The sequence below is a fragment of the Sphingomonas insulae genome (assembly GCF_010450875.1).
GTDB classification, from domain to species: Bacteria; Pseudomonadota; Alphaproteobacteria; order Sphingomonadales; family Sphingomonadaceae; genus Sphingomonas; species Sphingomonas insulae.
The window spans coordinates 891,135-903,349 of record NZ_CP048422.1; the positions used below are offsets into that span (position 1 = coordinate 891,135).

The 12,215-nt window shown below is 68.2% G+C and carries 12 protein-coding genes; 10 read left to right on the forward strand and 2 right to left on the reverse strand.

The annotated features are described in order from the left end of the window. The first annotated feature begins 251 nt into the window (after positions 1–251). From thiD to GTH33_RS05880, 5 genes are all read left to right on the forward strand, one after another. Positions 252–1,073, forward strand: a complete 822-nt coding sequence (gene thiD / locus GTH33_RS05860; protein WP_163959643.1) for a bifunctional hydroxymethylpyrimidine kinase/phosphomethylpyrimidine kinase — start codon at positions 252–254, stop codon at positions 1,071–1,073. A 1-nt stretch (position 1,074) separates the two neighbouring features. Further along, positions 1,075–1,743: a ribonuclease HII gene (locus GTH33_RS05865; protein ID WP_163957581.1), complete on the forward strand. Its 669-nt coding sequence runs from the start codon at positions 1,075–1,077 to the stop codon at positions 1,741–1,743. Positions 1,744–1,917: 174 nt separating this feature from the next. After that, complete coding sequence (locus tag GTH33_RS05870) at positions 1,918–3,072, forward strand: site-specific DNA-methyltransferase (protein WP_163957583.1); 1,155 nt, start codon at positions 1,918–1,920, stop codon at positions 3,070–3,072. Positions 3,073–3,240: 168 nt separating this feature from the next. Beyond that, entirely contained in the window at positions 3,241–4,296 is a 1,056-nt protein-coding gene (gene folP, locus GTH33_RS05875; protein WP_163957584.1) for a dihydropteroate synthase, read from the forward strand. Positions 4,297–4,367: 71 nt separating this feature from the next. Next, positions 4,368–5,252 (forward strand): bestrophin family protein, encoded by an 885-nt coding sequence (locus tag GTH33_RS05880; RefSeq protein ID WP_163957586.1) that lies wholly within the window; start codon positions 4,368–4,370, stop codon positions 5,250–5,252. Here the strand turns inward: GTH33_RS05880 and GTH33_RS05885 are convergent, their stop codons facing one another. After that, positions 5,253–5,999 (reverse strand): SDR family NAD(P)-dependent oxidoreductase, encoded by a 747-nt coding sequence (locus tag GTH33_RS05885; RefSeq protein WP_163957588.1) that lies wholly within the window; start codon positions 5,997–5,999, stop codon positions 5,253–5,255. Positions 6,000–6,080: 81 nt separating this feature from the next. Further along, complete coding sequence (locus GTH33_RS05890; protein WP_163957590.1) at positions 6,081–7,502, reverse strand: sigma-54-dependent transcriptional regulator; 1,422 nt, start codon at positions 7,500–7,502, stop codon at positions 6,081–6,083. A gap of 153 nt (positions 7,503–7,655) precedes the next feature. Between GTH33_RS05890 and GTH33_RS05895 the strand changes: the two genes are divergently transcribed. From GTH33_RS05895 to GTH33_RS05915, 5 genes are all read left to right on the forward strand, one after another. After that, complete coding sequence (locus GTH33_RS05895; RefSeq protein WP_249055008.1) at positions 7,656–7,781, forward strand: aa3-type cytochrome c oxidase subunit IV; 126 nt, start codon at positions 7,656–7,658, stop codon at positions 7,779–7,781. 11 nt (positions 7,782–7,792) lie between these two features. Further along, the gene (locus GTH33_RS05900) at positions 7,793–8,929 is read left to right on the forward strand and encodes an NAD(P) transhydrogenase subunit alpha (RefSeq protein ID WP_163957592.1); all 1,137 of its coding nucleotides are present in this window, start codon (positions 7,793–7,795) and stop codon (positions 8,927–8,929) included. A 186-nt stretch (positions 8,930–9,115) separates the two neighbouring features. Continuing rightward, positions 9,116–9,427 carry an NAD(P) transhydrogenase subunit alpha part 2 gene (locus tag GTH33_RS05905; RefSeq protein ID WP_163957595.1) on the forward strand — a complete coding sequence of 104 codons (312 nt, stop codon included), beginning with the start codon at positions 9,116–9,118 and terminating at the stop codon, positions 9,425–9,427. Positions 9,428–9,518: 91 nt separating this feature from the next. Further along, the gene (locus tag GTH33_RS05910) at positions 9,519–11,039 is read left to right on the forward strand and encodes an NAD(P)(+) transhydrogenase (Re/Si-specific) subunit beta (RefSeq protein WP_163957597.1); all 1,521 of its coding nucleotides are present in this window, start codon (positions 9,519–9,521) and stop codon (positions 11,037–11,039) included. A gap of 182 nt (positions 11,040–11,221) precedes the next feature. Next, positions 11,222–12,157 carry a MarR family winged helix-turn-helix transcriptional regulator gene (locus GTH33_RS05915; protein ID WP_243848359.1) on the forward strand — a complete coding sequence of 312 codons (936 nt, stop codon included), beginning with the start codon at positions 11,222–11,224 and terminating at the stop codon, positions 12,155–12,157. Positions 12,158–12,215 lie beyond the last annotated feature (58 nt).

The window sequence follows — 12,215 nt, forward strand, 5'->3', positions numbered from 1 at the left end:
GTCGCGTCTTCGCGCCTTCGCGTGAACATGCTTCGCGCATACATCCATCGCGGCACGCCAAACCTGACGCGGGCGCAACCCTCCACGCCCCCGCATGCACAATCCGTCTGTCCTACACGCCCGCGAACTGGCATGGCCGACGACATGAAGCGCCCTCTCGCCAGCGCCGTCGCCCATCACCACCGGATGCCACCGCCCCGAAAGCGATTTCGACCCGCACGTAGTGTCAACTTCGGCAACTTTCGGTGCGGATCGTGATCCCGCGCGTCCTCATCGTCGCCGGGTCCGATTCGGGTGGCGGCGCCGGGATCCAGGCGGATATCAAGACCGTCACGATGCTCGGCGGCCACGCCATGACCGCGATCACCGCGATCACCGCGCAGAACACGCTGGGCGTGCAGGCGGTGCATTCCGTCCCGGCGGACATGGTCGTCGCCCAGATGCGCAGCGTGATCGCCGACATCGGCGTCGATGCGGTGAAGATCGGCATGATCGGGTCCGCCGCCGTCGCGCATGCCGTGGCGGACGTGCTCGACGCGCTTGCCGTGCCGGTCGTGTTCGATCCGGTCATGGTCGCCACCAGCGGATCGGTGCTGGCGGATGCGGAAACGATCGCCGCCTTCGCGCGGCTGATGCGCGGTGCGACCATCGTCACGCCCAACCTGCCCGAACTCGACGTGCTGGGCGGCGAGCACGCCGTACGCGCGCATGGCGCGGCGCTGCTGGTGAAGGGCGGCCATGCCGATGGCGATGTCGTCCGGGACCGGCTGGTCGCCGCCGACGGCGCGCAAACCGTCTGGACGCACCCGCGCATCGTCACCCGCCACAGCCACGGCACCGGCTGTACGCTCGCCAGCGGCATCGCGACGGGCCTTGCCGGGGGCATGGCGCTGGCCGCGGCCTGCGACCGTGCGATCGCCTTCGTCGCGGCGGCACTCGGCAAGGCGCCCGGATTGGGCGGTGGACACGGCCCGATGGGGCATGCGTTGGGGCGCACGCCTTATTATGACCTGTCGGCGGCGACGGACCCGGATGGCGGGGATGCCGCCGCTGTTGCAGCGAAATGGTCGTGATATGCCCGGACTGAAGCACGAAAAAGCCTGTCTGCCGCCCGTCGCCGGGGTGGACGAGGCGGGGCGCGGGCCGCTCGCCGGGCCGGTCGTCGCCGCCGCGGTGGTGTTGCCGGCAAAGGGCGTGCCGCGCGGCATCGACGATTCCAAGGCGCTGTCCGCCGCCGAACGCGCCCGGCTGTGCGGGCTGATCCAGGCGCGCGGCATATTCGGCGTCGGCATCGTCGAGCCGGCGGAGATCGATACGCTCAACATCTATTGGGCGACGATGAAGGCGATGACGCTGGCGGTCGATGCCCTGACGGCACGCCTCGGCTGCGATCCCGGCCATGTGCTGGTCGATGGCAACCGCCTGCCGCGCTGGTCCTATGCCGCGACCGCGATCGTCGGCGGCGATGCGCACAGCCTGTCGATCGCCGCCGCCTCGATCGTCGCCAAGCATACCCGCGACGGGATCATGCTCGAACATGCCGTCGCCTATCCGCATTACCACTGGCATTCGAACAAGGGCTATGGCTGCAGGCACCATCTTGCCGCGCTGGTCGAACACGGCCCGACCCCGATTCACCGCCGCAGTTTCGCACCGGTTGCCGCCGCCTTCGCCCGAATCGCGCCCGATGCCGTCGGCGCGGCCCCGCAACCGGCGCCGGATGCCAACCATTTTCGCGCCTGAGTCTTTTGAGTCACACCCCCATCGCTGGGGGAGGGCCGGAATTGCTCTCCCCATATCTTGGGCAGGGCGCGTCCTGTGGCACTGTGTCGGGGCGGCGGTCCAAGGCGGCGTTAACCAATGCACGCTTGACGTGAGTCCCCTGTTTCGCGCGAATAGGCGGGCAAGGGGGACGTCATGCCAGTAATCGACAAGGTCAGGCAGCCGCGCGTCGCGGCGCGCGCAGCGGTGGCGACTCCCGCCGGGACGCCTGCCGCCCCGTTGCCGCTGGACCGGATCATCCGCGGCGATTGCATCGCGGCGATGCGGGCGTTGCCCGACAAGTCGGTCGACATGGTCTTCGCCGACCCGCCCTATAATCTCCAGCTCGGCGGCGAATTGTTCCGCCCGGACGGCAGCCACGTCGATGCCGTCACCGACGACTGGGACAAGTTCGATACGTTCGCCGCCTATGACGCCTTCACCCGCGCCTGGCTGGCAGAGGCGCATCGCATCCTCAAGGATGACGGCACGATCTGGGTGATCGGCAGCTATCACAACATCTTCCGCGTCGGCGCGGCGGTGCAGGACCTGGGCTATTGGATCCTCAACGACATCGTCTGGCGGAAAGCCAATCCGATGCCGAACTTCCGCGGCACCCGCTTCACCAACGCGCATGAAACGCTGATCTGGGCGGCAAAGGGCGAAGGCGCCAAATACACCTTCAACTATCGCAGCATGAAGACGCTGAACGATGAATTGCAGATGCGCTCGGACTGGGAATTCCCGATCTGCGGCGGCGGCGAACGGCTGAAGAAGGGGGGTGTGAAGGTTCATCCCACCCAGAAGCCCGAGGCGTTGCTGTATCGCATCCTGCTCGCCTGCACCAAGCCGGGCGACGTCGTCGTCGACCCGTTCTTCGGCACCGGCACCACCGGCGCGGTCGCCAAGCGGCTCGGTCGCCACTGGATCGGTATCGAGCGCGAGGGCGATTACATCGCGGCGGCGGAAGAGCGGATCGCCGCCGCCCTGCCTCTCGACGAATCGGCGCTGGCGACGATGCAGAGCCCGCGCCAGCAGCCCAAGGTGGCGTTCGGCGTGCTGGTCGAGAACGGCTATCTCACGCCCGGCGCGGTGCTGACCGATACCAAGCGTCGCTTCCGCGTGACGATCCGCGCCGACGGCAGCCTGCTCAGCGACTGCGGCGCGACCGGTTCGATCCACAAGCTCGGCGCGACGCTGCAGGGCGCGCCGGCCTGCAACGGCTGGACCTTCTGGCACCACGAGGCGGCGGGCAAGCTGCAACCGATCGACACGCTTCGCCAGACCTACCTGCTCGCAACGCAGCCCTGACCATGGCTCCTCCCCGGCACGGGGAGGGGCAGCCATGTCCAGTCCGGCCTGAGGAGGGGCCGCTTCGGGCGCCCTTCCGCTGCCGCTATCCGGCGCCACCATCCCGTTCCCGGAAGCAACGAGAAGGCGACTTGTCTTGTTGGATCGAACCGGGGATGACACCCGCCGATGACCCTGCACCTCCGCCCCGTCCAGTTCGTCGACACCCCGATGACGCATCCCGACGGTACCGTCGCGCGGCTCGCCGGCGGGATGCAGTGGTTCGCCGCTTATGAGGTGATCGAGGATGGCCGGCGCCGTGCCGTCCCGGTTGCCGACGTCGCGACCCTCGGCGACCGCGCCGTCGCGCGCCATGCCGCGATCACCGCTCCGCGCCTGGCCCTGCAACTCGGCGATCGCACGCTGCGCCTCGACCAGTCGCTGGTCGCCGGCATCCTCAACGTCACGCCGGACAGCTTCTCCGACGGCGGCGCGCATGGCGACGACCCCGCTGCCGCCGCCGCGGCCGGCGTCGACATGGCGGTGGCCGGTGCGGCGCTGATCGACCTCGGCGGCGAATCGACGCGGCCCGGCGCCGCGCAGGTGTGGGAGGGTGACGAGATCGCCCGGGTGGTCCCGGTCGTCGAACGCCTCGCCCGCAGCGGCACGCCGGTGTCGATCGACACCCGCAAGGCTGCGGTGATGGAGGCGGCGCTCGCCGCCGGCGCGCACCTCGTCAACGACGTCTCGGCGCTGTTGTGGGACGACCGCGCGCTGGCCGTGGTGGCGCGGGCGCAATGCCCGGTGGTGCTGATGCACTCGCCCGACCCTGCGGAGGGCGGCCACGCCCGCACCGGCTATCGCGACGTGCTGACCGAGGTGTTCGACTGGCTGGAGGCGCGCATCGCCGCGGTCGTCGCGGGCGGCGTCGACCGGTCGCGGATCATCGTCGATCCCGGCATCGGCTTCGGCAAGACGCTGGCCGAGAACCTCGCGCTCATCAACGGCCTGGCGATGTTCCACGGCCTCGGCTGCCCGATCATGCTCGGCGCCAGCCGCAAGCGGATGATCGGCGCGCTCGACAACGAGGCACCGGTGGCGGCGCGGCTCGGCGGCAGCCTTGCGCTGGCGCTGAAGGGGGCGGAAGCGGGCGTCCAGCTGCTGCGCGTGCACGATGTCGCCGCGAGCGTTCAGGCGCTCAAGGTGTGGCGGGGCATGCGGGATCGCGCACTGGTGGGTGGCTGAACCGTAATTTTGCGTTGCAGCAAACCGAAAGGTGATGCGTTCGGACCGTTTCGACCCCATCAGGATCGCTTATGATCGTTGCATCCACGCCCCGCCTCACCCGCATCGTCTCCGAAGTCTGGAAGCCGCTGCTCGTCCTGTTCATCTGGGACGTGGTCGTCACCGTCACCTATTTCATATTGCCGTTCAAGGCGCCGTCGTTGCCGCTGACCCTGTTCGGCACGGTGCTGGCGCTGCTGATCGGCTTCCGCGACAATTCCGCCTACCAGCGCTGGTGGGAAGGGCGCGTCCTGTGGGGTGCGATGATCAACGCCTCGCGCAACCTCAGCCGTGAAGCGCGCAACTTCCTGCCGGTGGGCGAGGCGCACGATCTGCGCCGCACGATCGTGCTGCGCCAGATCGCCTATGTGAACGCGCTGCGCTGCCAGTTGCGCCGCCAGCCGACCGACGATCAGGTGCTCCACTATCTGTCGCGCGGCGAGGCGGAGCCGGCGCTCGCCCGCACCAACATCGCCAACGGGTTGCTCGACGGCACCGGTCGCCGGATCGACGATGCGCGTCGCGCCGGCTGGATCGACACCATCCAGCAGTCGCGGATGGAATCGACCCTGGTCGACATCGCCAACGCGCAAGGGGGGATGGAGCGGCTGAAGAACACGCCGCTGCCCAATCAATATCGCTTCTTCCCGACGCTGTTCACCCACATCTTCTGCATCCTGCTGCCGATCGGGCTAGTCGAGACGCTGGGCTTCGCGACGCCGCTCGGCTCGACGGTGGCCGGGCTGATGTTCCTCGCCGTGCTCCAGATCGGCGACGACCTCGTCGATCCCTTCGCCAACACCGTGCACGACGTCCCCCTGACCGCGATGTGCCGCACGATCGAGATCGATTTGCTCCAGTCGATCGGTGACACCGCACCCGGCCCGGTCACGCCGGTGAAGGGCGTCCTGTGGTAATCACAGCGTATAGCCGCCGTCGCTGACCAGGCAGGTACCGGTGACGAGCGCCGCCGCATCGGAAAGCAGGAATGCGATCTGCGCCGCGACCTCTTCGGGCTTGGCGTAGCGGCCGAGCGGCGTGGCCATCGCCGCCAGTTCGGCAAAGGCGGCATCGCGACCGATCGCGGCGACGCGGTCGGCGAACATCGGGATCGCATCCCACACCGGCGTTTCCACCCCGGCGGGCGCGATCGCATTGACGCGGATGTGGTTGGCGGCGCCTTCCTTGGCGGCGACCTTGACCAGATGGATCAGCCCGGCCTTTGATGCGCCATAGGCCGCGACACCGATCTCCGGCCTGATCCCCGCGGCGGAGGCGGTGGCGACGATCGCGCCGCCGGTCGTCATCGCCCGCATCGCCGCGCGCAGCGTCAGGAACGCCCCGTCCAGGTTGACGCCCAGGATGCGCCGCCATTCCGCATAGTCCAGGTCGGTGATCGCGCCGGCCCCCGCCACGCCCGCATTGACCACGGCACCGTCGATGCCGACCAGATAGGGTGCCGCGCTATCCCAGAACGCTTCGTCGGCGACATCGCCGGGCAGCAGGTCGAGCGTGCACGGCAGGACGATCCGCGCCACCGCCGCCGCATCGCGGTCGACCAGCACCAGCCGCGCGACCCCGGCCGCGGCCAGGTGGTGCGCGGTGGCAAGGCCGATGCCGGATGCGGCACCGGTGACGAGGATGTGGCGATCGGCGAAGGACATGCCCTCAGCCTAGGCACCGAACCGCCGACCGGCAACGCAGGCGTTTCCGGGGCAGGCTCAGGCTCAGGCTCAGGCTCAGACTCAGGCGGCGGCGTTGTCGATGCCGAGTTCGCCCAGCTTGCGGTACAGCGTCGACCGGCCGATCCCCAGCCGCCGCGCGACCTCGGTCATCCGCCCTCGATAGTGACCGATGGCCAGGCGGATGACGTCCGCCTCGATATCCTCCAGCGGGCGCAGGTTCCCGTCCGGCCGGAACAGCGTCACGCCGCCGCCCGATATGTTCGCCGATCCGATCACCCCGGTCCGCCGGTCGCCCAGCGCTGCGATCTGTGGGAAATCCGCCCGCGTCAGCGCCGCACCCTCGCACAGCACCGCCGCGCGGAAGAGCGCGTTCTGCAACTGGCGCACGTTGCCCGGCCAATCATATTGGACCAGCAGCGCCAGCGCATCGTCGGTGATGCCCAGCGGTCGAAGCCCCGGCTGCTGCGCGATCCGCGCCAGCAGGTGGCGGGCAAGCGCCGGCACGTCACCCAGCCGTTCGCGCAGCGGCGGGATCGTCACCTGCACCACGTTGAGCCGATAATACAGGTCTTCGCGGAACCGTCCCGCCTCGACCTCCTCGAGCAATTTCTTGTTGGTCGCGGCGATCACCCGCACGTCTACCTCGCGGGCATGGCGGGCACCGATCGGCTGGATTTCGCCGGATTGCAGCACGCGCAGCAGCTTGACCTGCGTCTCCAGCGGCATCTCGCCGATCTCGTCGAGCAGGATGGTGCCGCCGTCGGCGTCGGCGAAGCGGCCGATCTTGCGTTCGAATGCGCCGGTGAACGCGCCCTTCTCATGGCCGAACAGCTCGGATTCGACCAGGTTGGCGGGGATCGCGCCGCAATTGACGGTGACCATCGATTTCTTGGACCGCGGGCTGGCGGCATGGATCGCATCGGCGACCACCTCCTTGCCGACGCCGCTCTCGCCTTCGACCAGCACCGGCACGCGCGCGCGCGCCGCCTTTGCCGCGATCGCCAGCGCGGCGCGGAAGTCGGGCGACGATCCGACGATCTCGTCGAACGCGAGCAAGGCGGGGATCTTCTCGGTCAGCGGCCGCAATTCCCCCGCCGCGGTGCCCGCGACCGCCGCCTCCAGCGCGGCGAGCAGGCGTTCGGGGGCCAGCGGCTTGACCAGGAAATCGGTCGCCCCCGCCCGCATCGCGGCAACGGCATGCGCGACCGAACCGTTGGCGGTCAGCAGCAGGATCGGCAGCGCCGGGCGGCGTTCGCGCAATTCGGCGATCAGCGGCGCGGCATCGGCGTCGGGCGCCCAATGGTCGAGCAGGATCGCATCCAGCTGCATGCCGTCCTGCGTGCCCAGTTGAGCCAATGCCATCTCGCCCTCGGCGGCGAAGATCGATCGCCAGCCCGCGCGTGCCGCCAGTGCCGACACCAATCGGCGCTGTGCGGGTTCGTCGTCGATCAGCAGAAGCAGGCGCTGCCCGTTGCGCGTCATAAATTTTCCCGTCCCGGTTTGGGGCAGGTGATACAATGGAGGTGTAAAGGCCGGCTTAAGCCCGACCAGCCTTTGCCTGCCTTGACGGGGGCGGAGCTTTGCGGGCAGGTAATCGGGCAAAGGCGCCATGCGCCGCGGGCAAGCAGGGGTTGGATGATGGCCGGCAACGGTGACATGAAGGCGCACGAGGCGACCTATTCGAGTGTGACGGGCATGATGAAGTGGGGCACGGTCGCCTGCGCGGTGATCGCTGCGCTGGTGATCTGGCTGATCTCGTAAGCGTCGCTCAGATGAAGATCGCCGTTCTCAAGGAACATGCAGACGGCGAGCGGCGTGTTGCCGCGACGCCGGAAACAGCCAGGAAATTCGTCGCGCTGGGCGCAGAGGTCGCCATCGAGGCGGGGGCGGGCGAAGCCGCCACCTACGCCGACCAGGCCTATCGCGATGCCGGCGCCATCGTCGGCGATCGTGCGGCGACGCTGGCGGGGGCCGACATCGTGCTTGGCGTCCAGGGGCCCGATCCGGCCGGGCTGGCCGGTACCGCCGCCGGCGCATGGATCGTCGCCGGTCTCAACCCCTTCGGGGCCGGAGCGAATGGGCGCGACCGCGTCGATGCCTATGCCGCCGGCGGTTACGAAGCGCTGGCGATGGAATTCATGCCGCGCATCACCCGCGCGCAGTCGATGGACATCCTGTCGTCGCAATCCAACCTCGCCGGCTACAAGGCGGTGCTCGACGCCGCATCCGAATACGGCCGCGCCTTTCCGATGATGATGACCGCGGCCGGCACGGTCAGCGCTGCCAAGGCCTTCGTTATGGGTGTCGGTGTCGCCGGGTTGCAGGCGATCGCCACCGCACGCCGGCTGGGTGCCCAGGTGTCGGCCACCGACGTCCGCTCCGCCACGCGTGAGCAGATCCAGTCGCTGGGCGCCAAGCCGATCTTCGTCGAGAACGTGAAGGGGATCGAGGGCGAGGGCTCGGGCGGCTATGCCGGCGAGATGAGCGATGAATACAAGGCGGCGCAGGCCGAACTGGTGTCGTCGCATATCGCCAAACAGGATATCGTCATCACCACCGCGCTGATTCCGGGCCGTCCGGCACCGCGCCTCATCACCGATGCGCAGGTCGCCAGCATGAAGCCGGGCAGCGTCATCGTCGACCTCGCGGTAGAACAGGGCGGCAACGTCGAAGGTGCGGTCGCGGGCGAGATCGTCGTCCGGCACGGCGTCAAGATCGTCGGCCACCGCAACGTCGCCTCGCGCCTGCCCGCCGATGCCTCGGCGCTGTTCGGCCGGAATCTGTACAACTTCCTGTCGACCTTCTGGGACAAGGAGGCCGGGCGTCCGGTGCTCGACGAAGAGATCGGCGACGCCGTCCGCCTGACCAGGGGTGGCCAGATCGTCAACGCGCGGTTGCTCGGCGCGTGACGGGGGCTGTCCTACACGCCGCCGATCTGCCTAACCTGCCGCCTATGATCGCACCATTCCCCTCGCCAGACCGCTGCGCCCACGCGTTCGATTTTCGGGTATGGCAAACCAGGGGGGTGCGTGTCGTAAACTTCGCCAACTTTGAAGGTATCGGTATTCCGCCGATCGGTCGATGAGGAGCTGACTATGGACTTCGTTGCGATCCTGTCGATCTTCGTCATGGCCTGCTTTGTTGGATATTATGTCGTCTGGTCGGTGACGCCGGCGCTGCATACGCCGCTGATGGCGGTGACCAACGCCATCTCGTCGGTCATCATCGTCGGCGCGCTCATCGCAGGCGCCGCTGCCGGCAGCGCCCCGGGCGCATCGACGTCGAAATGGCTCGGGCTGCTCGGCGTCGTGCTCGCCAGCGTCAACATCTTCGGCGGCTTCGCGGTCACCAGCCGCATGCTCGCGATGTACAAGAAAAAGGACCGGCCTGCGCCGGCGAAGCACTGATCGTCACCCCGGCGTGCGCCGGGGTCCCGCCTGGCAGCGGGAAAGGTAGCGGGACCCCGGCTCACGCCGGGGTGACGAGGGGGACTGGAATATGGAACATGTAAGCACCGGCAGCTCGTTCGCGGCGCTCGCCTATCTGGTCGCCGGGGTGTGCTTCATCCTGGCGCTGCGTGGCCTGTCGTCGCCGACGTCGAGCCAGCGCGGCAACCGCTTCGGCATGATCGGCATGACCATCGCGGTGGTGACGACGCTGGTGACGCATGTGCCGATGCAGGCGGTGGGTCTGGTGCTCGCCGGGCCGGAGGGGGTGATCTCGTCGACCGGTCCGCTGTTCGCACGGCTCGACCTCGTCGCGATTCTCGAAATCCTCGCCGCCATCGGCATCGGTGCGGTCATCGGCCTGACGACGGCGCGGCGTATCGCGATGACCGACATGCCGCAGCTGGTCGCCGCCTTCCACAGCCTCGTCGGCCTCGCCGCCGTGCTCGTCGCCTGCGCCGCCTATCTCAACCCCGTCGCCTTCGGCATCGCCGACATGGTCATCCCAATGATCGGCGACCCCTTCGCCGTCATCCGTCCGGTCAGCCGGATCGAAATGGGGCTGGGCGTCGCGATCGGCGCGATCACCTTTTCCGGCAGCGTCATCGCCTTCCTGAAGCTCAACGGCAACATGGGCGGCAAGCCGATCATGCTGCCCGGTCGCCACGTCATCAACCTCGCCGTGCTCGCCGCGATCGTGCTGCTGGTCGCCTGGTTCACGCAGGATCAGAGCTCCTGGATCTTCTGGACGATCACGCTGCTCAGCTTCGCGATCGGCTTCCTGCTCATCATCCCGATCGGCGGCGCCGACATGCCCGTCGTCGTGTCGATGCTGAACAGTTATTCGGGCTGGGCCGCCGCGGCGATGGGCTTCACCCTCCACAACAGCGCGATGATCATCACCGGCGCGCTGGTCGGCTCGTCGGGCGCGATCCTCAGCTATATCATGTGCCGCGCGATGAACCGCAGCTTCATCAGCGTGATTGCGGGCGGTTTCGGTGCGGATACCGGCGGCGGCGGTGGCGACGGGGCCAAGATCGATCGCCCGTGGAAGCGCGGCTCGGCGGAGGATGCCGCCTTCCTCATGAGCCAGGCCGAACAGGTCATCATCGTTCCCGGCTACGGCATGGCGGTCGCACAGGCACAGCACGCCCTGCGCGAAATGGGCGACAAGCTGAAGGATCATGGCGTCCGCGTGAAATACGCGATCCATCCGGTCGCCGGCCGTATGCCCGGCCATATGAACGTGCTGCTCGCCGAGGCGAACGTGCCGTATGACGAGGTGTTCGAACTGGAGGACATCAACTCCGAATTCGCGCAGACCGACGTCGCCTTCGTCATCGGCGCCAACGACGTCACCAATCCCGCCGCCAAGACCGACAAGACCTCGCCGATCTACGGCATGCCGGTGCTCGATGTCGAAAAGGCGAAGACCGTGTTGTTCATCAAGCGATCGATGGGCGGTGTCGGTTATGCGGGCGTCGACAACGACGTGTTCTATATGGATAACACGATGATGCTGCTCGCCGATGCCAAGAAGATGGTCGAGGAGATCGTGAAGTCGCTCGACTGATATTGTCTGATGCATCCCTTTTGGAGGTTTTACATCGACGATCGTGTTTCGCGTCGTCGGGTTGCCGCTGAAATGGAGGTGAATCAATACTATCCGCGGGTCATGTTGCCTATCCTCAGGCCATGGGGATCGCGATGGCCAACGGAAGCGGGACGACGGCAGGGGCAACCTGTCCGTACGCCATGCGGGGTAGCGCCATGCTGCTGATCGCCGATGCGGCGGGGCCGTTCGATACGGCGATCGTCCAGGCCGGCGGCCGCCTGATCCGCCGCGTCCCGTGGTCGGCGGCGGCGGACACGCTGCCACGCATCGCCGGATGGCCGGTCCTGGTCATCGAAGCGGCCGGGATCGCGGATGATCGCCTGGACGAAATCCTGCCGGTCCTGGCACAGTTCATCGTCGCGGCAGTGGCACCGGCGGTCGTCGCCATCACCGCCGACCAAATCGACCTCGTCGCCGGTCATCTGCTCGGCCCCGACGTCAGGCTGCTCTGCGCGCCGACCATGGACGAACGCGTCGCCGCGCTTAGGGCCGCCGCCGCTCCGCCGCTCCCGACGTTGCACGCCGATCTCGGCCGCACCGTCGAGGAACCGGCCCGGGACGGATATCGCGCGGAAGGTCCCCGGCCACCGCTGACCCGGCTCAACGACCGGGTGGCGGAAATCGCCCGGCTGGTCAGCGACCTCAGCCGCGACGTGCATCAGGCGACCGGCGAGATCGCCGATCGCCGGCCGGGGTACGATGCCGAACCCGGTGCCCCCGCCTTCACCACGTCGGTCCGGGCGCAGGAGGTACGCCGGCTCATCGCGATCCGCCAGAAACGCGGCGTGTTTTTCGGCCAGTTCGGCGGCGAAGCCCTGTTCGAGGACCCGGCGTGGGAGATGCTGCTGGACCTGTATGCGGCGGAGCTTGAAGGAACGCGGGTGAGCGTGTCGAGCCTTTGCATCGCCGCCGGCGTCGCGCCGACGACGGCGTTGCGGTGGATCACCAAGATGACGGAGATGGCGCTGTTCGTCCGCCATCCCGATCCGGTCGACCGCCGCCGCGCGTTCATGGCCCTGTCGCCCCGGGCCAGCGAGGCGATGCGCGGCTATATGGTGGCGGTGCGCAAGATGTAGCGCGGAAGCGCGGGTTGCCCCTTGCGCAGCGCCCCGTGCTTTGGCAGTGGCTGCGTTC

Bases quoted from the DNA above. Each gene is read 5' to 3' on its own strand.
- GTH33_RS05915 (WP_243848359.1), top strand. From the start codon at position 11,222: ATGCGGGGTAGCGCCATGCTGCTGATCGCCGATGCGGCGGGGCCGTTC.
- GTH33_RS05870 (WP_163957583.1), top strand. From the start codon at position 1,918: ATGCCAGTAATCGACAAGGTCAGGCAGCCGCGCGTCGCGGCGCGCGCA.
- GTH33_RS05910 (WP_163957597.1), top strand. From the start codon at position 9,519: ATGGAACATGTAAGCACCGGCAGCTCGTTCGCGGCGCTCGCCTATCTG.
- GTH33_RS05865 (WP_163957581.1), top strand. From the start codon at position 1,075: ATGCCCGGACTGAAGCACGAAAAAGCCTGTCTGCCGCCCGTCGCCGGG.
- GTH33_RS05885 (WP_163957588.1), bottom strand. From the start codon at position 5,999: ATGTCCTTCGCCGATCGCCACATCCTCGTCACCGGTGCCGCATCCGGC.
- GTH33_RS05895 (WP_249055008.1), top strand. From the start codon at position 7,656: ATGATGGCCGGCAACGGTGACATGAAGGCGCACGAGGCGACCTATTCG.
- GTH33_RS05880 (WP_163957586.1), top strand. From the start codon at position 4,368: ATGATCGTTGCATCCACGCCCCGCCTCACCCGCATCGTCTCCGAAGTC.
- GTH33_RS05905 (WP_163957595.1), top strand. From the start codon at position 9,116: ATGGACTTCGTTGCGATCCTGTCGATCTTCGTCATGGCCTGCTTTGTT.
- folP (WP_163957584.1), top strand. From the start codon at position 3,241: ATGACCCTGCACCTCCGCCCCGTCCAGTTCGTCGACACCCCGATGACG.
- GTH33_RS05890 (WP_163957590.1), bottom strand. From the start codon at position 7,502: ATGACGCGCAACGGGCAGCGCCTGCTTCTGCTGATCGACGACGAACCC.
- GTH33_RS05900 (WP_163957592.1), top strand. From the start codon at position 7,793: ATGAAGATCGCCGTTCTCAAGGAACATGCAGACGGCGAGCGGCGTGTT.